Source organism: Pseudoxanthomonas sp. JC1303, assembly GCF_058448525.1.
The window spans coordinates 2467412-2486143 of the sequence record NZ_CP185958.1 but is presented as its reverse complement, the minus strand read 5'-3'; the positions used below and the strand labels follow the sequence as shown (position 1 = coordinate 2486143).

18 protein-coding genes are annotated in these 18732 nt (G+C 68.5%); 10 read left to right on the top strand and 8 right to left on the bottom strand.

Going from position 1 to position 18732, the window contains the following annotated elements:
• Positions 1-7: 7 nt before the first annotated feature.
• On the bottom strand, positions 8-844 hold the full coding sequence (locus tag ACORQU_RS11095; RefSeq protein ID WP_271647258.1) for a thioredoxin fold domain-containing protein: 837 nt from the start codon (positions 842-844) through the stop codon (positions 8-10).
• A 433-nt stretch (positions 845-1277) separates the two neighbouring features.
• Complete coding sequence (xerD, locus tag ACORQU_RS11090; RefSeq protein ID WP_491641232.1) at positions 1278-2246, bottom strand: site-specific tyrosine recombinase XerD; 969 nt, start codon at positions 2244-2246, stop codon at positions 1278-1280.
• A gap of 130 nt (positions 2247-2376) precedes the next feature.
• On the opposite strand from xerD, the gene ACORQU_RS11085 reads away from it, so the two are divergent.
• Positions 2377-2859: an RDD family protein gene (locus ACORQU_RS11085; protein WP_491641231.1), complete on the top strand. Its 483-nt coding sequence runs from the start codon at positions 2377-2379 to the stop codon at positions 2857-2859.
• Positions 2860-2865: 6 nt separating this feature from the next.
• Here the strand turns inward: ACORQU_RS11085 and lptG are convergent, their stop codons facing one another.
• Positions 2866-3966 carry an LPS export ABC transporter permease LptG gene (gene lptG, locus ACORQU_RS11080; RefSeq protein ID WP_491641230.1) on the bottom strand — a complete coding sequence of 367 codons (1101 nt, stop codon included), beginning with the start codon at positions 3964-3966 and terminating at the stop codon, positions 2866-2868.
• Positions 3963-5045, bottom strand: coding sequence for an LPS export ABC transporter permease LptF (lptF, locus tag ACORQU_RS11075; protein WP_491641229.1), 1083 nt, complete (start codon positions 5043-5045; stop codon positions 3963-3965). The genes lptG and lptF overlap by 4 nt, the downstream gene beginning before the upstream one ends.
• 143 nt (positions 5046-5188) lie before the next feature.
• Here lptF and ACORQU_RS11070 point away from each other — a divergent pair, with 143 nt between their 5' ends.
• From ACORQU_RS11070 to ACORQU_RS11060, 3 genes are all read left to right on the top strand, one after another.
• On the top strand, positions 5189-6667 hold the full coding sequence (locus ACORQU_RS11070; RefSeq protein WP_491641228.1) for a leucyl aminopeptidase: 1479 nt from the start codon (positions 5189-5191) through the stop codon (positions 6665-6667).
• 94 nt (positions 6668-6761) lie between these two features.
• Complete coding sequence (locus ACORQU_RS11065) at positions 6762-7187, top strand: DNA polymerase III subunit chi (protein ID WP_491641227.1); 426 nt, start codon at positions 6762-6764, stop codon at positions 7185-7187.
• Between the two features lie 82 nt (positions 7188-7269).
• The gene (locus ACORQU_RS11060) at positions 7270-10182 is read left to right on the top strand and encodes a valine--tRNA ligase (RefSeq protein ID WP_491641226.1); all 2913 of its coding nucleotides are present in this window, start codon (positions 7270-7272) and stop codon (positions 10180-10182) included.
• A 287-nt stretch (positions 10183-10469) separates the two neighbouring features.
• Here ACORQU_RS11060 and rimI read toward each other — a convergent pair whose 3' ends face one another.
• The 3 genes from rimI to pssA are packed head-to-tail and all read right to left on the bottom strand — an operon-like array spanning position 10470 to position 12189.
• Positions 10470-10973, bottom strand: a complete 504-nt coding sequence (gene rimI / locus ACORQU_RS11055) for a ribosomal protein S18-alanine N-acetyltransferase (protein WP_491641225.1) — start codon at positions 10971-10973, stop codon at positions 10470-10472.
• Positions 10970-11410: an alanine acetyltransferase gene (locus tag ACORQU_RS11050; protein WP_491645068.1), complete on the bottom strand. Its 441-nt coding sequence runs from the start codon at positions 11408-11410 to the stop codon at positions 10970-10972. The genes rimI and ACORQU_RS11050 overlap by 4 nt, the downstream gene beginning before the upstream one ends.
• Before the next feature lie 2 nt (positions 11411-11412).
• Positions 11413-12189: a CDP-diacylglycerol--serine O-phosphatidyltransferase gene (gene pssA, locus ACORQU_RS11045; protein ID WP_271647268.1), complete on the bottom strand. Its 777-nt coding sequence runs from the start codon at positions 12187-12189 to the stop codon at positions 11413-11415.
• A gap of 117 nt (positions 12190-12306) precedes the next feature.
• Between pssA and ACORQU_RS11040 the strand changes: the two genes are divergently transcribed.
• The 4 genes from ACORQU_RS11040 to ACORQU_RS11025 all read left to right on the top strand — a co-directional run bounded on the left by ACORQU_RS11040 (position 12307) and on the right by ACORQU_RS11025 (position 15302).
• On the top strand, positions 12307-12717 hold the full coding sequence (locus tag ACORQU_RS11040; protein ID WP_491641224.1) for a DUF4124 domain-containing protein: 411 nt from the start codon (positions 12307-12309) through the stop codon (positions 12715-12717).
• A 4-nt stretch (positions 12718-12721) separates the two neighbouring features.
• A complete protein-coding gene (locus ACORQU_RS11035; RefSeq protein WP_491641223.1) occupies positions 12722-12970 on the top strand; it encodes a DUF4124 domain-containing protein in 249 nt (82 codons plus the stop codon).
• A 92-nt stretch (positions 12971-13062) separates the two neighbouring features.
• Complete coding sequence (locus ACORQU_RS11030; protein ID WP_491641222.1) at positions 13063-14763, top strand: proline--tRNA ligase; 1701 nt, start codon at positions 13063-13065, stop codon at positions 14761-14763.
• Positions 14764-14927: 164 nt separating this feature from the next.
• Positions 14928-15302, top strand: coding sequence for an H-NS histone family protein (locus tag ACORQU_RS11025; protein WP_271647272.1), 375 nt, complete (start codon positions 14928-14930; stop codon positions 15300-15302).
• A gap of 74 nt (positions 15303-15376) precedes the next feature.
• Here ACORQU_RS11025 and ACORQU_RS11020 read toward each other — a convergent pair whose 3' ends face one another.
• Entirely contained in the window at positions 15377-16615 is a 1239-nt protein-coding gene (locus tag ACORQU_RS11020) for a threonine/serine exporter family protein (protein ID WP_271647273.1), read from the bottom strand.
• A gap of 108 nt (positions 16616-16723) precedes the next feature.
• On the opposite strand from ACORQU_RS11020, the gene ACORQU_RS11015 reads away from it, so the two are divergent.
• Entirely contained in the window at positions 16724-17617 is an 894-nt protein-coding gene (locus ACORQU_RS11015) for a DMT family transporter (protein WP_491641221.1), read from the top strand.
• Complete coding sequence (locus tag ACORQU_RS11010) at positions 17614-18732, top strand: ABC transporter permease (protein WP_271647275.1); 1119 nt, start codon at positions 17614-17616, stop codon at positions 18730-18732. Before ACORQU_RS11015 ends, ACORQU_RS11010 begins: the two co-directional genes overlap by 4 nt.

The window sequence follows — 18732 nt, the reverse complement described above, 5'->3', positions numbered from 1 at the left end:
ATGCCGGTTACGGCATCCCAGCCGGCGAGGCCTGGGCCTTGGTGGCATCGGCGGCCGCCAGCTTGTCCAGCGCCGCGCGCATCTCGGCCGGCGGCAGGTAGCCGCCGATCTGGCTGCCGTCCGGGGCAAAGATCGCCGGGGTGCCGTTGACACCCAGGCGCTGGCCCACGTCGTACTCCATGGTCACCGGGTTGGTGCAGTCGCGCGGGGTGACCTTGCCGGAGGTCTTGGCATCGGTCAGGGCCTGCTTGCGGTCGGCCGCGCACCACACCGAGATCATGTCCTTGTGGTCCTGGCTGCCCAGGCCCATGCGCGGCCAGGCCAGGTATTCCACGGCGATGCCCTGCTTGTTGTACTCGGCGATCTGGCTGTGCAGCTTGCGGCAGTAGCCGCACTCGATATCGGTGAAGACATTGACGGTGTACTTGGGGTGCTCGGGAGCGAAGACGATCTTGTCGCTGGTCTTGATCGACTTGAGCAGGTTCTGCCGATAGCTCGATAGCGCCGGGCTGGACTGCATCATGTCCTTGCGATCGTTGATGTCCACCACGCTGCCCTGCAGCAGGTACTTGCCGTCGTCGCTGACGTAGACCAGCTGCCCGGCGGCGATCACCTCGCGGAAGCCCGGCAGCGGCGCCTTGCCGATGTAGTCCACGTCGACCTGCGGGTTGAGGCGCTTGAGCGCGGCACGGACCTTGGCATCGGCCGGATCGTTGGACGCGGCCTGCGGGGGCGTGGCATCGGCCTTGGCCGTGCCGGCCTGCCCGGCGGCGTTCTGCGGCTGCTGGGCGCAGGCGGTCAGGCTCAGGCCAGCCAGCAGGGCGAAGGGGAGAAGACGGCGCATCGGACATTCCTGATTCGAGGGCGGCGACCGGTTCAGCAACTGGCCGCCTGCGCGTGGCCCGCCGTGGCGGGAGATCGCCCGGATTCTCGCACAAGCCGGCTGAAGGCCTGTTTGCGGGGTTTGGTACAGCGTGTTGCAGTGCTTGGATGCCGCCATCCAGGAGCGCGCTCGGGTGGGAACCGGTTAAGCACTGCTGCGACTCCTTCGCGATCACCTCCCCACCCGCCTTACATGGCGGAACCTGATCGCTCTCCAGGACGCCCCGCCCGGCCATCCATGGCCGGGCGTTCGGCGCACGCGCGGCATGCCGCGCGTGCTTGCAGGATGGATTCCCGTGGCCATCCATGGCGCAGCCTTATCGGCTCCGGAACGCCCGGCCCGGCCATCCATGGCCGGGCGTTCGGCGCACGCGCGGCATGCCGCGCGAGGCGCCTCACCCCCGTGGGTGGTGTTTGGCGTGCAGGCCCTGCAGGTGCTGGCGGGCGACCAGGGTGTAGATCTGGGTGGTGGAAAGCGAACTGTGGCCCAGCATCAACTGCAGCGAGCGCAGGTCGGCGCCGTGGTTGAGCAGGTGGGTGGCGAAGCTGTGGCGCAAGCCGTGCGGGCTGACCCGGGCCGGATCGATGCCGGCCAGTGCCGCATACCGCTTGACCAGGCCCCAGAACGCCTGGCGGCTCAGCGGGCGCCCCTGGGCGTCGATGAACAACCCGGTCTGCCCGTCCGTCCGAACCGCGCCGCGCGCTCCGGCCAGCAGCGCGCGGGCCTGGTCCAGGTAGCGCTGCAGCCAGTGCTGGGACTCCTCCCCCAACGGCACCAGCCGCTCCTTGCTGCCCTTGCCCATGACCCGCAGCACGCCCTGGCGCAGGTTGACCCCGGTGTCGGGCAGGGTGACCAGCTCGCTCACGCGCAGCCCGCAGGCGTACATCAGTTCGAGCATCGCCCGATCGCGCAGACCCGCCGGCGCGGCGACATCCGGCGCCGCCAGCAAGGCCTCGATCTGGCTTTCGGACAGGGCCTTGGGCAGGGCGCGCGGCAGCCGTGGTGGATCGAGCAAGGCGGTCGGGTCGTCCGCGCGGCGCCCGCGACGGACCAGCTGCCCGTAATACGCGCGCAGGCAGGACAGCAGGCGCGCATTGCTGCGCGGGGAATACCCCTGCCCGGCCCGCCAGGCGAGGAAGGAAAACAGCAGCGCGCGGTCGGCCCCGGACAGCTCGGCCACGCCTTGCTCCGCGGACCAGCGCGCCAGGCCCTCCAGATCGCGACGGTAGGCCTCCAGGGTCGCACGCGCCAACCCGCCTTCGGCCCAGGCGGCATCGAGAAACCCATCGATGCTCGCGCGATCGGCGGGGCGACAGGCAGGCAAGGCGTTGACGCGCTGGCGTCGGTCGGCGGGCGTGGACATCGCCCCAGCTTAGGGCGTGTCGTTGGATTCCCGATAGACGCGCCGCACGGCCGGCGCGGTCGCCCGGCCAAGGCGCGGCCATCCCGCGGCGCGCCATGGCCGGCACGCCACGGGCGACTATGCTGGCGCCATGTCAGCGCCCGCCCCGCCCCTCGCCCTGCCTCCGCCGCGCCACGCATTCGTCGGCTGGCGCCTGCTGGCCCTGTGCTACGACGCGTGGCCGGCGCTGGCCCTGTGGTTCGCGGTGTCGGCCGCTTTCACCGCCGGCTATACCTATCTCGGCCACCACGCCGCGCGCCAGAACATCGCGCCTTTCAGTGCCCTGCAGTGGCTGCTGTGGGCCTGCTGCTGGTGCGTGACCGGGCTGTACGCCACGTTGAGCTGGCGCCATGGCGGGCAGACCCTGGGCATGCGTCCCTGGCGGATCGCGGTGGTGGGCCAGCACGCGGAGCAACCACCTAGCTGGCGTGCGCTGTGGCTGCGCTACACGGTCGGCACCGTGTCCCTGCTGTGCGCGGGGCTGGGCTTCTGGTGGGCGTGGATCGACCGCGATCGGCTCACCTGGCACGACCGCCTGAGTCGGACGCGCCTGCTGCGCAGGCCCCGGACCTAGCCCGGGTCAACTGCTGCGCTTGCGGAACAACCACCAGGAGATGACCAGCATCAGGACCGGCGTGGCGGTGTAGGCCAGGCGGTAGTCCAGGTGCAGCGCGGTGCCCATGCGTCCGAACAGCAGCTGCAGCAGCCAGAACGCCAAGGCGAACATGATGCCGGTGAACAGCCGCTTGCCCATGCCGCCGCTGCGCAGGCTGCCGAAGGCGAACGGGATGGCCGCCAGGCACAGCGCCAGCACATTCACCGGATAGAACCAGCGCCCCCAGTAGACCTCTTCGTAGTCGCGCGCATCCAGGCCGTTGCGCCGGCGATAGGTGATGCTGCGCGACAGGTCCTTGGCCGACATGTAGCGGGGCCGCCCCAGGCTGGCGGCCAGGGCCGCCGGGTCCAGCTTGGACGCCCAGGTCTCTTCGGGCACCTTGTCCTGGCTGAGCGAACGCTCGCCGAAGGTCGTGCGCACCACGTCCTTGAGCAGCCAACTGTCCTTGCCATGGGTGGCGGTGGCGGCATGGGCGATGGAGGCCAGCCGGCCCTGTTCGTCGAGCTGGTACATGCGCACGTCGCGCAGGACCACGTCGTCGCGCCCGTCCACCCTGGTCTCCTCGCCGGTCTGCGCGTTGAGGAAGATGTCGCCCTCGCGTGCCCACAGGCTGGCGTAGCGTCCACGGGCCACATCGCCGTATTTGGCCGCCGCCTTGAGGTTGTCGGCCTGGTCCTGGCCCCAGGCCCCGACCCATTCCATGCTGACCACCATCCCGGCCGTCAGCAGGCCCAGGGCCACGGCCACCGACAGGCTTAGCCGACGGCGCGACAGTCCCAGCGCGCGCAGCGCGGTCAGTTCCGAACTCGCCGCCAGTTGCCCCAGCCCCATCAACGCGCCGATCACCGCGGCCGTGGGAAACAGCGTGTACGCGCGACGGGGCACGGTATAGGCCACGTAGGCCACCGCATGGCCGAAGGTGTAGCTGCCCTTGCCGATGTCCTTGATCTCGCCGGACATGGCGTTGGTCATGTCCAGGCCCAACAGCACCGCCCACACCAGAATCACCGTCCCCAGCACGACCTTGCCGACATACAGGTCGTGGATACGCAGCAGCCGGCTCATGCGCGGGCTCCGCGCGGGCGGCGCAGACGGCCATCACGGCTGTAGGCCCACACGCCGAGCACCAGCAGCGGCACGCTCAGCCACCACAGCCCGGCCGCTGCGGGCAGCTTGCCGCTGGTCAGCCACTGGGTGCCATTGATCATCATCAGGAAAGCGACCAGGTAGCCCAGGAACCCCAGCATCACCCGCCCGTAGCGCGACTGGCGCGGCGCGCTGCGCGCCAGCGGCAAGGTCAGCAACGCAAAGGCCAGGCACAGCAGCGGCGGGGTGATGCGCGCGTGCAGCTGCGCATTGGCCTGCGGCCTGCTGTCGCCCAGCAGTTGCCCGGTGGGCAGCAGTTCGGGATCGTCGTCGGGCTTGCTTTCCTGCTGGTCCGGCAGCGCCACCGCATTGCTGGCGTAGCGCATCAAGCGGAAATCCTTGCCGTCATCGGCCGGCCCCTCCACCCGGAAGCCATTGTTCAGCTGCAGGTAGCGCGAGGTCTCGCCTTCGAAATACATCTTGCCGCTCCTGGCGGTCACCACGTCCAGCCGGTCGCCTTGCTGGCGCTGCATGAACACCTTGCTCAGTTCAGTGCCATCGGCGGACATGCCGTCGACGTAGACCACCGAGCCATTGCTGAGTACGGTGAACTTGCCCGGTTCCAGGCCGGCCACGATCAGCGAGCGGTTGGCCTGGGCGATCATCGACTGGCTGGTGCGTGCGGCCAGTGGCCCCAGCCACAGCGAGATCATGCCCACCAGGACCACCATGGGCACCACCAGCATCAGCAGCGGCCGCAGCAGGCGCCGCGGCCCCACGCCAATGGAGGTCAGCACCGGCATTTCCGAGTCGCGGTAGAGCCGGGCGATGGCCAGCATCAGGCCCAGCATCAGCGACAGCGACAGGATCAGCGGCATGAAGGTCACCGCCGCCAGCCCCAACTGGGACAACAGCAGCCCTGCCGGCAGCTTGCCGTCTGCCACGTCGCCCAGCACGTCCACCAGCAGGCCACCCAGGCTCACCACCAGCAGCACCATCAGCGCAGCGAGGAAACTCTGGGTGAATTCGGCGAAGAGATAGCGGTCCAGCTTCGGCATCGGGTGGGGGTTGCCTTACAATTACGGGTTCGAGTGCCGGTGCGCGTATCGCGCGGACCGAGGCTGAGCCGGGGCATCCAGCACCGCGGCGGCCACGGATTGTACGTAACTGCTGGTGAAACCGACTCAACGGAATCTGCGCAATGGCCCTGGAATTCACACTGAACCATGACACCCCCACCGCCGCGGCGGTCGACTGCCTGGTCGTCGGCGTGTACGCGGACAAGACCCTCGATGCAGCGGCCAAGGCGGTCGATGCGGCCAGCGACGGCCGCCTGACCGCCCTGGTCCAGCGCGGCGATGCCCCCGGCCGTAGCGGCCGCACCACCCTGCTGCACGACCTTCCCGGCGTCACCGCCCCGCGCGTGCTGGTGGTCGGCCTGGGCGAGGCAGCCAAGTTCAACGTGCCGACCTATCTCAAGGTCGTCACCGAGGCCGTGCGCGCCCTCAAGGATGGGGCCTCCACCAGCGCCCTGATCACCCTGACCGGGCTGGACGTGCCCGGCCGCGACGCCGCCTGGGCGATCCGCCAGGCCGTGGCCGCCACCGAGCACGCCACCTATCGCTACACCGCCACCCTGGGCAAGAAGAAGGCCGAGCCGCTGAGCCTGGCCAAGGTCGCCTTCAGCGGCGACGACGCCGAAGCCCTGGCCCAGGGCATCGCCATCGCCAACGGCGTGAAGTTCACCCGTGAGCTGGGCAACCTGCCGCCGAACATCTGCAACCCGGCCTACCTGGCCCAGCAGGCGCAGGACTTCGCCGCCGCCCACGATGGTGCCGAAGCAGAGATCCTGGACGAGGCGCAGATGGAAGCCCTCGGCATGGGTTCGCTGCTGGCCGTGGCCCGCGGCTCGGCCAACCGCCCGCGCCTGATCGTGTTGAAGTGGAACGGCGCGGCCGATGCCAGCGCCCGGCCCTACGTGCTGGTCGGCAAGGGCATCACCTTCGATACCGGCGGCGTCAACCTGAAGGTCCAGGGCGGTATCGAGGAGATGAAGTACGACATGTGCGGCGGCGCCACGGTGCTGGGCACCTTCGTGGCCGCGGTCGGGCTGAAGGTCCCGGTCAACCTGGTGGCCATCGTGCCGGCGGTGGAGAACGCCATCGACGGCAACGCCTACCGTCCCTCCGACGTGATCACCTCCATGTCCGGGCGCACCATCGAGGTCGGCAACACCGACGCCGAAGGTCGCCTGATCCTGTGCGACGCACTGACCTACGCCGAGCGCTTCAAGCCGGCCGCCCTGGTCGACGTGGCCACCCTGACCGGCGCCTGCATGGTCGCCCTGGGCCGCCATGCCGCCGGCCTGATGAGCAAGCACGACGACCTGTGCGACGAGTTGCTCTCCGCCGGTGAGCACGTCTACGACCGCGCCTGGCGCCTGCCCCTGTGGGACGAATACCAGGCCCAGTTGGACTCGGCCTTCGCCGATGTCTACAACATCGGCGGACGCTGGGGCGGGGCGATCACCGCCGGCTGCTTCCTGTCGCGCTTTGCCGAAGACCAGCGCTGGGCGCACCTGGACATCGCCGGGGTGGCCAACGACGAGGGCAAGCGCGGCATGGCCACCGGCCGCCCGGTGAACCTGCTGGCGCAGTGGCTGCTGGACCGCGCGGCCTGATGGCGCGCGGGGCGGGCGCGATGCTTCGATCGCCCTGCCCCGCACGCGTCAGCGCATTCGCGCGACGATTCCCCATTCCCCACCCTGGTTGTTCATGGCCCGCGCCGACTTCTACCTGATCGCCAAGCCGCGCTTCCTCGAGGCGCCCTTGCACCTGGTCTGCGAACTGGCCAAGAAGTGCTACGCCACCAGCCAGTACACGGTGATCCTGGCCCGCGATACGGCCCAGGCCGAGGAACTGGACGAGCTGCTGTGGGCCTTCGAGGACGATGCCTATGTGCCGCACCAGATCGTCGGGATGGATGACGAGGACGAGGTCACCCCGGTCCTGATCGCCACGCCGGACACCGACACCCCGCAACGTCCGCTGGTGATCAACCTGCGCGATGACGCCTACGCCGGCACCTGTGAGCGGGTGCTGGAGGTGGTGCCCGCCGATCCGGCCGCCCGCGAGCCGCTGCGCGAGCGCTGGCGTCAGTACCAGGCCCGAGGCTTCTCGCTCAACAAGCACGACATGTAACCCCTTCGGCCGGCGCCCGTGCCGGCCGATCCGTATTCCCGTTCCGCCCGGCGATGCGCCGGGACGACCAAGACCGATTGCCATGACCGAACCGCTCGCCTCCAGTTACGACCCCAAAGCCTTCGAAGCGCGCCTGTACGCGCAGTGGGAGGCCAGCGGCGCGTTCAAGCCCTCCGGCACCGGCACCCCCTACACCATCCTGCTGCCGCCGCCGAACGTCACCGGCACGCTGCACATGGGCCACGCCTTCCAGCAGACGCTGATGGACGCGCTGGTGCGCTACCACCGTATGCGCGGCTTCGACGCGCTGTGGCAGGTGGGCACCGACCATGCCGGCATCGCCACCGAGATGGTGGTCAGCCGCAACCTGGCCGCCGAAGGCCAGGGCGAAACCCGCGACTCGCTGGGCCGCGAGGGCTTCATCGCCAAGGTCTGGGAATGGAAGCAGCAGTCCGGCGACACCATCGAGCGCCAGATGCGGCGCCTGGGCACCTCGGCCGACTGGTCGCGCAGCACCTTCACCATGGACCCGCAGCCCTCGCAGGCGGTCAACGAGGCCTTCCTCCGCTGGTACGAACAGGGCCTGATCTACCGCGGCCAGCGTCTGGTCAACTGGGACCCGGTGCTGAAGACCGCGATCTCCGACCTGGAAGTGGAAAACGTCGAGGAAGACGGCTTTCTGTGGTCGATCCGCTATCCGCTGGCCGACGGCGCGACCTACGAGCATGTCGAAGTCGATGCCGACGGCAATGAAACCCTGCGCGAAGTGCGCGACTACCTGGTCGTGGCCACCACCCGCCCTGAGACCCTGCTGGGCGACGCAGCAGTGATGGTGCATCCCGAAGATGAGCGCTATGCGGCACTTATCGGCAAATCCGTCACGCTGCCGCTAACGGGTCGCCAGATTCCCGTGATCGCTGACGCTTACGTGGAGCAGGGATTTGGAACCGGCGTGGTGAAGGTGACGCCTGCGCATGACTTCAACGACTACCAGGTTGGTCAGCGCCACAACCTCCCGCTGTACAACATTTTCGACGACCAAGCGAAAATCATCGACAACAACAGCTGGAAGGAGCGGGTCGCCAAGCAATACGGCGCTTCAGTTCCTCGATCCAACTACATCGACATGGCAATCGATGTCGGAATCCCGCACAAATACCAGGGCCTGGACCGCTACGTCGCGCGCAAGGACGTGTTGGCCGACCTGGAAGCACTGGAACTGCTGGTCGAAACCAAGCCGCACAAGCTGCAGGTGCCGCGCGGCGACCGCACCGGACAAGTGATCGAGCCCTACCTGACCGACCAGTGGTTCGTGAAGATGGACGGCCTGGCCAAGCGCGGCCTGGAACGCTTCGAAAACGGCGACATCCAGTTCGTCCCGCCGAACTGGATCAACACCTATCGCCACTGGATGGAGAACATCCAGGACTGGTGCATCAGCCGCCAGCTGTGGTGGGGCCACCGCATCCCGGCTTGGTATGACGAAGCCGGCACCTGCTACGTGGGCCGCGACGAGGCCGCCGTGCGCACCGCGCACGGCCTGGGCGATGAGGTGGTGTTGACCCAGGACAGCGACGTGCTGGAAACCTGGTTCTCGTCGCAGCTGTGGCCGTTCTCCACCCTGGGCTGGCCGGACGAGGCGGCCATGGCCGAGCGCGGTTTCGACCGCTACCTGCCCAGCGATGTGCTGGTCACCGGCTTTGACATCATCTTCTTCTGGGTGGCGCGCATGGTCATGGCCACCGACAGCTTCACTGGGCAGGTGCCGTTCAAGGACGTCTACATCACCGGCCTGATCCGCGATGCGCAAGGCCAGAAGATGTCCAAGTCCAAGGGCAATGTGCTGGACCCGCTGGACATCATCGACGGCATCTCGCTGGACGACCTGCTGGCCAAGCGCACCCGCGGACTGATGCAGCCCAGGCTGGCCGAGAAGATCGAAAAGGCCACGCGCAAGGAATTCCCGGACGGTATCGCCGCCCACGGCGCCGATGCGTTGCGCTTCACCATCGCCGCGCTGGCCACCCACGGCCGCGACATCAAGTTCGACCTGGGCCGTGCCGAGGGCTACAAGAATTTCTGCAACAAGCTGTGGAACGCCAGTCGCTTCGTGCTGATGAACACCGAGGGCGCGCAGTTCAGCGGTGCGCCCCAGCCTGCGACCGATGCCGAGAAGTGGATCCTCGCCGGCCTGGCGCGCGTATCGGCCGAGGCGGCCGAACACTTCGCCGCCTACCGCTTCGACCTGCTGGCACAGGCGCTGTACGAGTTCGCCTGGAACCAGTTCTGCGACTGGTTCGTCGAACTGGCCAAGCCGGCCTTGAATGGCGCCGATCAAGCTGCCGCCGACAGCACCCGTCACACCCTACTGTACGTGCTCGAGCGACTGCTGCGCCTGCTGCATCCGCTGGCCCCGTTCGTGACCGAGGAGCTGTGGCAGCAGGTGGCCCCGCGCGTGGGCGTGGCCGGCGAGAGCATCTCGCTGCAGGCCTACCCGACCGCGGAAAGCGTGGACGCGGCCGATTTCGCCACGGCCGAGGCCGATGTGGAATGGCTCAAGGCCATGGTCAGCGCCCTGCGCCGCGTGCGCAGCGAACTGGGCGTGTCACCCGGCAAGAGCGTGCGCCTGCTGCTGCAGGCCGGCACCGAGCAGGATCGCGCGCGCGTGGCGCGCTTCGCCTCGCAGCTGCAGTTCCTGCTCAAGCTGGAGGCCATCGAATGGCTGGACGGCGCCGAAGCGCCTGCCTCGGCCGCCGCCGTGGTCGGCGAGCTGCGCCTGCTGGTGCCGCTGGAAGGCCTGGTCGATCTGGACGCCGAGCGCACGCGCCTGGACAAGGAAATCGCCAAGGTCGCCGGCGAACGCGAAAAGAGCGAGGCCAAGCTGGCCAAGTTCAGCGACAAGGTGCCCGCAGCCGTGGTCGAGCAGGAGCGCGTGCGCCTGGCCGACTGGACCGGCCAGCTGACCGCCCTGCAGGAGCAGCGCGCCAAGCTGTAAGCCCGCTGCCGACAGCGGCGCAAGTCATTGCCAATGGCTGCTGTGGGCACAATGGCTGCCCTGCTGTTGATGGGCAGTGGCTGCTGTGGGAGCAACTGTCTTCTCAAGTCTCGCAGCGGTCTGCCTGTAGAGCGGAGCTTGCTCCGCTGCGGCCTTCCCCACGAACCGAACGAAGAGCAGCGGAGCAAGCTCCGCTCTACAGGTGGGAGACGCTATAGCGGCGATGGGGCTCTCCCGAGAAAGCCTCATCGCCGCTATAGCGGCTCCCACGGAACAGCCCGCACGTCCTACAGCGGCGGCATCCGGTCGATTTCGCCGTCGACCAGCTCGATCGCCATCACGATGGCGTCCTCGCGCCCGTTGTGCGCCGGGTAATAGCGCGGCCGTCGCCCGATCTCGTTGAAGCCTTCGCTGTGGTAGAGCGCGATGGCGGGCGGATTGGACGGCCGCACTTCCAGGAAGACACGCTCGGCGCGACGTTCGCGCGCGCCCTGGACCAGCGCGCGCAACAGCTGCCGGCCCAGGCCACGCCCCTGCCGCTCGGGCGCCACGCAGACGTTGAGAATGTGCGCCTCGTCCGCGGCCAGGCTGATCACGCCATAGCCGATCGGCAGCCCATGTTCGACCATCAGCCAGGCCGGATACCCGGCCAGCAGACAGTCCCGGAAGATGCCGCGTGTCCACGGGAACGGATAGGCCCGGACCTCGATCGCCATGACCGCATCCAGGTCCGACTCACGCATCGCCCGCAGCGTGGCGGCCGGCGCCGGGCCGGACTGCAGCGCACTCATCCCCGAACCACGCCCTTGCGCAGCGCCCGCAGCTGCGGCCACAGCGCACGCTTGGCCGCCGCATTGCCGCGCAACTGCGCCGAGGCAGGCCAGGTGGCCATGATCTGGGCCGCCTCGGGCGCGTTCGGGTTCAGCCCGGAGGCACGCACCAGGGCGAAATGCAGGGCGTCATGCAATGGCGTCCCTGCCCTGCGGGCGGGGGCCGCTGGGCGCCGGGGCGCGGCCGCGGGAGCCGGTTCATCCAGCGCCGGTGCGCTCGGACGCGACCTAGGCGGTGCGGCCGCCGGACGCTGGGAAGCGGGTCGCGCGGCGGGACGCGGCGGTGCGGCATGCGGCGCAGCGTCGGCCACCGGCACGCTGCCGGGCACCCAGACGGTATGGCCCAAGGCCTGCAGCCAGACGTGCTGCTCACCGGTCCACAGCGGGGCCGCGTCCAGGCTCACGGCGCGACACCCCGGCGCCCGCGCCGATTCAGCAGCCACATTACCGGACCTGACAGCGCGTAGAGCACCCCGATCGCGAGCAGGGTGCGCGGCAGATCGATGACCAGCACCGCGATCACCACCGGCACCAGCACCACCAGCAGGAACGGAATGCGATCGGCGCGCGCACCACCCTGACCACTGCCCTTGAAGCTCCAGAAGCGCACCCGGCTGACCATCAGCAGGGCTGCCACGATGGTGATGGCCAGGGCCACGTAGCGCAGCTGGTCGCCACTCAGGCCCAGCTCGCCGTCGGCGAAGGCCCATACGAAGGACATCATCAGTCCCGCCGCCGCCGGGCTGGCCAGGCCGACGAACCAGCGCTTGTCGACCGTGGCGACCTGGGTATTGAAGCGCGCCAGGCGCAGCGCCGCGCAGGCTGCGTAGAGGAAGGCCACCGCCCAGCCGACCCGACCCATCGTCGCCCCGTCCAGGGTCAGCGAGGACAGCGACCAGTGGTACATGACCAGCGCCGGAGCCATGCCGAAGCTGACCAGGTCGGCCAGGGAGTCGTACTGCACCCCGAAATCGCTGCTGGTGCCGGTCAGGCGCGCCACGCGTCCGTCCACGCCATCCATCAGGCCAGCGATGAACACCGCGATGGCCGCATGCACGAATTCGGCATTGGCCGCCGAGATGATCGCGAAGAAGCCGGAGAACAGCCCGGCCGTGGTGAACAGGTTGGGCAGCAGATAAATGCCGCGCGCGCGTTTGCGCTGGGGAAGCTGGTCCATCCGTGCAGTTTAGCCTTGCCGTGGCCCTGGCGCGCCTGTCCGCCCTTTCGGCTTGCCTTGCGGGCATCCGGGTGCTGCAATCCCCGCCGTTGCGCCCATCTCACGCGGAGTTGCCCGATGCGCCTGTCCACCTGCCTGATCCTGTCGGTCCTGCTGGCGTCTCCGCTGGCCCACGGCCAGAGCCTCTATCAGTGGAAAGACGCGCAGGGCGTCACCCACTACTCCGACACCCCGCCGGCGGGACGCAACCTCGAGGGCAAGCAGATCAACCGCGCCGATGCCCTGGCCCGTGGCGAGGCGCCGGCAGGTGCAGAAGCCGCACCGGTCGAAAGCGCCCAGTGCGCCAGCGCCAAACTCAACCAGAAGATCCTGGCCAACAGCGCCCCGGTCCGGCAGATGGGCGCCGACGGCAAGCCCGGCGCAGTGCTGACCGACGACCAGCGCGCCAGCCAGCGCTCCCTGGCCGACGCGGCGGTCAAGGCCTACTGCACACCGGCCACCGTCGCGACGGGTCCGTCCGGCGGCTGATCCGATGCGGATCGGCTGGGCGATCTTGGCCGGCCTGGTCCTCGGCGGCGGACTGGCGTGGTGGCTCGGCCGCACCCCGCCCGGCCAGACGCCCGATGCGCAGGCCCGTCAGGCGCAGCCCCCCGCACTGTACCGCTGGCGCGACGAAACCGGCACGCTGCAGATCACCCAGACCCCGCCGCCGAAGGGCCGCCCGTACCAGCGTGTCCCGCTCGATGGCGCCGGTGGCGACCAGGTCACCCCGCTGCATTAGCGGACCTCGCCGCCACGATGCCGTCGCGCCGGTCCGGCGCCGGGGCGCGGCAACTGGCAAAATGCCCGCTTTCCGCAAGCGATGCCTCCACGATGCGCCTGTCGCAGTTCCATCTCCGCACCACCAAGGAAACCCCCTCCGACGCCGAGCTGGTCAGCCACCAGCTGATGCTGCGCGCCGGCATGATCCGCAAGCTGGCCTCCGGCCTGTACACCTGGTCGCCACTGGGTCTGCGCGTGCTGCGCAAGGTCGAGGCCATCGTGCGCGAGGAGATGAACCGCGCCGGCGCGCTGGAAGTGATCCTGCCGACCATCCAGCCGCGCGAGCTGTGGGAGGAGACCGGCCGCTGGAAGAAGTTCGGCCCGCAACTGCTCAAGGTGACCGATCGCAAGGAGCAGGCGTTCTGCTACGCGCCGACCGCCGAGGAAGTCATCACCGACTTCGCCCGCAACGAGCTGTCCAGCTACAAGCAGCTGCCGGTGAACTTCTACCAGATCAACACCAAGTTCCGCGACGAGATCCGTCCACGCTTCGGCGTGATGCGTGCGCGCGAGTTCCTGATGAAGGACGCCTACTCCTTCCACCTCAGCGATGAGGATCTGACGCGCGAGTACCGCAACATGCATGCGGCCTACACCCGCATCTTCACCCGGCTGGGCCTGGAGTTCCGCGCGGTGCTGGCCGATAGCGGCGCCATCGGCGGCGATGCCTCGCAGGAATTCCACGTGCTGGCCGGCTCGGGCGAGGACGCCCTGGCCTTCTCCACTGGCTCGGACTACGCGGCCAATGTCGAGGCGGCCGTGGCGGCCGAACCTGCCCCGCGCCCGGCGCCGGCCGAAGACATGCGCCGGATCGAGACCCCGACCCAAAAGACCTGCGAGGCGGTCGCAGCGCTGATGGGCATCGCCTTGCCGCGCACGGTCAAGTCGATTGCCACCATGACCGAGGACGGCTTCGTCCTGGTCCTGGTGCGCGGCGACCACGACGTCAACGAGATCAAGCTGGCCAAGGTGCCGGGCATGGCCGGCTACCGCATGGCCACCGAGGCCGAGATCCTCGATCACCTGGGCAGCGAGCCGGGCTTCCTGGGCCCAATCGGGGCCGCCAGGCCGATCCGCGTGGTCGCCGACCGCGACGTTGCCGCGCTGGCCGATTTCGTGGTCGGTGCCAACCAGCCGGGCTTCCATATCGCCGGGGTCAACTGGGGCCGCGACCTGCCCGAGCCGGACACCGTGGCCGACGTGCGCAGCGTGGTCGAGGGCGAGCCCGCCGCCGATGGCGGCCAGATCCGGCTCGCGCGCGGCATCGAGGTCGGCCATATCTTCCAGCTCGGCCGCCAATATGCCGAGGCGATGAACGCCACGGTGCTCGACGAGACCGGCAAGGCCGCGGTGATGTCGATGGGCTGCTACGGCATCGGCGTCTCGCGCATCGTCGCCGCGGCGATCGAGCAGAACCACGACGCCAACGGCATCATCTGGCCCGATGCGATGGCGCCTTGGCAGGTTGCGGTGTGCATGATCAATCCCAAGGGCGACACGGCGGTCACCGAGGCCGCTCAGGCGCTGCTGGCCGAACTGCAGGACGCGGGTCTGGACGCGGTGCTCGACGATCGCGGCCTGCGCCCCGGCGCGATGTTTGCCGATATCGAACTGATCGGCATTCCACACCGGGTGGTGGTGTCCGAGCGCGGTCTGGCGGCCGGCACGTTTGAATATCGCGCGCGCCGTGCCGACGCAGCGGAAAACATCGACAAGGCCGCGTTGCTCGACCGTCTGAAACCGACCCGATAAAGCGCCTTGAAATGTCGGAATCGATAAAAGGGGGCCGTCCATTTACGGCCCCGCCTTCCGACCGATGATTTGAAAAGTTTGAATCCAATTCGCAGTTTGGATTAGGATGGCCGCGCTCCGCCATGGACCGGCCGCATTCCCCTATCCAAAATCGGAGTTATTCGATGTCGATCGACCTGACCGGGCTGTCCCCGAAAGAACTCGCCTCGCTGATTACCCAGGCCCAGAAGCGCCAGACGGCCATTGCCAAGCGCACGCCCATCACCAAGGTGCGCAGCCGCATCCTCAAATTCGCCAAGTCCGAGGGTTACAGCATCGACGAGCTGTTCGGGACCACCGGCGCCGCGCCGGCCCGTGGCAAGGCAGTCAAGAAGACCAGCACCGCTGGCCGCAAGCTGGGCAAGGTGGCACCGAAGTATCGCAACCCGGCCAATACCAAGGAAACCTGGACCGGCCGTGGCAAGCAGCCGCGCTGGATGGCCGCCTACGTGGCAGCCGGCAAGAAGCCCGAGGATTTCCTGATCAAGGGCAAGAAGTAATACCCTCGATCCGGGCAAATCGGATTTCAAAAAAACGCCGGTTATGCCGGCGTTTTTTTATGGCCCACCCGGTCCTAAAGTGCCTTGCGCGCTGGGACCAGCAGATTGCCAAACAATAGCCCGGCCACCAGCGCCATCAGGATCTGGAGCACCACCAGCAGGGTCGAATCGCTGCCCTGTCCGCCCTGGACCAGGTTCATCAGGCCGCGCAGGCTGGCACTGCCGGGCACCAGCATGATGATGCCCGGCAGGCGGATCAACGCACCGGGCCGGTTGAGCCTGCGGGCGAACAGATTCCCCACGGCGGTCATCACCAGGGCGGACAGGAACAAGCCCACCGGCGATCCCCAGGCCTTGCCGGCGTAGCGCGAGATCAGGTAACCGCAGATCGCCGCGCCCATCACCCAGACATAATCGCGTCGCTGGACCTTGAACAGCACGGCAAAGGCATAGGCACTGATCACCAGGGCCGCCCATTCCACCCAATCCGGCTGTGGGCGCAGCGCGCGGACTTCCGGATACAGATCCAGCAATTGCGCAAGGGTGACGGCGATGATGCTGCCCACGGTGAGCTTGATGACCGTCGTGGCCGCGCCGGCGAACCGCGCCGTCCCGGACACCCAGTGCTGGCTGGTCAACTCGTTGAAGGCGTTGGTCAGGCTCATGCCCGGCAGCAGCACCACCAGCGAAGAAATGATCACCGTGTTGAGATTGAGCGGGGCGACCAGGCTGGAGACCAGAATCGCCACCAGGCCCGCCACCAGCGAAGCCACGGCGTCGGACGCCTCGCGCAGCTGGGGCCGACGCTCGGACAATTGCGTCAGCAGGCCGATCAGCAGCCCGATCAGCGCGGCGGTGGCGATGTCCAGCCACGGCAACCGCCACAGGCCCGCAACGCCGCCGGACGCCAAGCCGAAGGCGAGCACCTGCTTGAGCTGGAAGCTGCGCGACGGCACGCGGTCCAGCTCGCGCAGGGCCGCATGCCCTTCGGCCAGGCTCATCTCGCCGGTGGCCACCGCCTCGGTGATGCGATCGGCTTCGGAGAGCTTGCCCAGATCGTTGTCGCCGGGTGCCAGGCGGATCACACGGGTGGTGTCGCTGGCCCCCAGCGCGCGCTTGGGATCGCTGAAACTCAGGATCAGCCCGGTGGGATTGGACCAGGGCTCGCAATCCAGTCCGAGCCGCGCCGACAGCACCAGGATGCTGCCCTCCAGGCGCTGGGCGGTGGTGCCGTAGCGATGCAGGCGCGCGGCGATCTCGCAAACGAACGCGATGCGCTGGGCATAGGTGGCGGGTGCGGGCGGACGTGGCATCGGCACGACATCGGGGAGCTGGCCCTAGTGTAGGCGGGCGCGGGACTTCTCCTACACTGGCCGATTGTCCCCTTCGCCATGGTGCCCCGTGTCGCACGCCCAAACCGCATGAATATCGGCCTGGGCGAAGCCATGGCCCTGGGCAGCGCGGCGACCTGGGCGTTCGGGGTGATCCTGGCGCGCCAGTTGGGTCGCAGCCTGCCGCCGGCGACGTTGAACCTGTTCAAGAACGGACTGGTCCTGCTGGTGCTGGCGCCGGTGGCATGGATCAGCACCGGCGGCGTGCTGCCCGCCCTGACCGGCACGCAGGTGGCGCTGGCGCTGGCCAGCGGGCTGATGGGCATCGCCGTGGCCGACACGCTGTATTTCCGCGCGCTCAACGAGCTGGGTGCCGGACGCATGGGCGTGGTGGGTAATCTCTACAGTCCGCTGGTCCTGCTGATGGGCTATCTGTTCCTCGGCGAGCGGCTGGGACCGTGGCAGTGGCTGGGTTTCGCATTGGTCGCCGGCGGCGTGGCCCTGGTGGCACGACCACCGAAGCAGTGGCAGACCACGCCAGCGCATACCGCGCGCGGAGTGCTCATCGGACTGACGTCGATCGCGCTGATGGCCGTCTCCATCGTGATGCTCAAGCATGTGCTGGAAGCCCAGCCATTGCTGTGGATCACCCTGGTGCGCCTGGCCGGCGCGGTCGCCGGGCTGCTTGCCCTGGCCGCGTGGCGCAAGACCCGTCGCCACTTTCGCTTCGATCCCAAGCAGGTGCCATGGCCGCGCCTTCTGCTGGCCGCCCTGTGTGGCCAGGGCCTGTCGATGGTGCTGTGGCTGGGCGGTTACAAGTACGCGCCGGCGGCGGTGGCCGCCATCCTCAACGAGTCGGCGTCGGTGTTCCTGGTGATCCTTGGCGCGGTATGGCTGCGTGAGCCGCTGGGCCGGCGCGCGGTGGCCGGGGTGGCGCTCACCTTCACCGGCATAGCCTGTATGCTCGCGGCCAGACCGATATGAAGCCGCCCGCACAGACACAGCCCGAGGTCCGCATCGACCCGGCCGAGCCCACGCGGGCACGGCTGATGGGCAGCTGGACCCTGGCCTGCGCCCTGGACGTGGGCGAGCAACTGGCGAAGATCCCCGAGGACGCCACCACGCTGGATGCCACCGAGGTCTCGCGCATCGATTCGGCCGGTGTCCTGGCACTGCTGCGCCACGCCGCACGCCGCGACCTGCCGTTGGAGAGCCTGCAGTTCCGGCAGGACCACCAGGCGCTGGTGTCCAGCATCGAGGACGTGGTCGACGACCGCCCCAGGAAGAAACGCGATCTGGGCTTCCTGGCCGCCCTGAGCCGCCTGGGCGAGCGCGTCCACGACAACGGCCGCGAGATCATGGCGCTGGTCAGCTTCACCGGCGAAAACCTGGTCAAGCTGCTACGCATCCTGCATGCGCCGCGCCGCCTGCGCCTGACCGCCACCGTGCACCACATGGAGCAGGTCGGCCTGGATGCCCTGCCGCTGGTGGCGCTGCTGTCCTATCTGGTGGGCGCGGTGATCGCCTTCCTCGGCTCGACGATCCTGCGCGACTTCGGCGCGGAGATCTATGTGGTCGAGCTGGTGTCCATCGCCTTCCTGCGCGAGTTCGCGGTGCTGTTGACCGCCATCGTGCTGGCCGGGCGTACCGCCAGTGCCTTCACCGCCCAGATCGGCGCAATGAAGAGCCGCGAAGAGGTCGACGCGATCCGCACGCTGGGCCTGGATCCGATCGACCTGCTGGTCCTGCCGCGCCTGATCGCGCTGCTGGTGACCCTGCCGCTGCTGACCTTCGTGGCGATGATGGCCGGCCTGGCCGGCGGCATCACCGTGGGCGCCTTCGACCTGGGCATCCCGCCGCAGATGTACATCGGCCGCCTGCACGACACCATCGAACTGCGACACATGCTAGTTGGCCTGTCCAAGGCGCCGGTGTTTGCCCTGGTCATCGGCCTGATCGGCTGCCTGCAGGGGCTGCAGGTGGAAGGCACCGCGCAATCGGTCGGCGAACGCACCACCTCCTCGGTGGTGCAATGCATCTCGCTGGTGATCATCCTCGATGCGCTGGCGGCGCTGTGGTTCATGCAGGTGGGCTGGTGA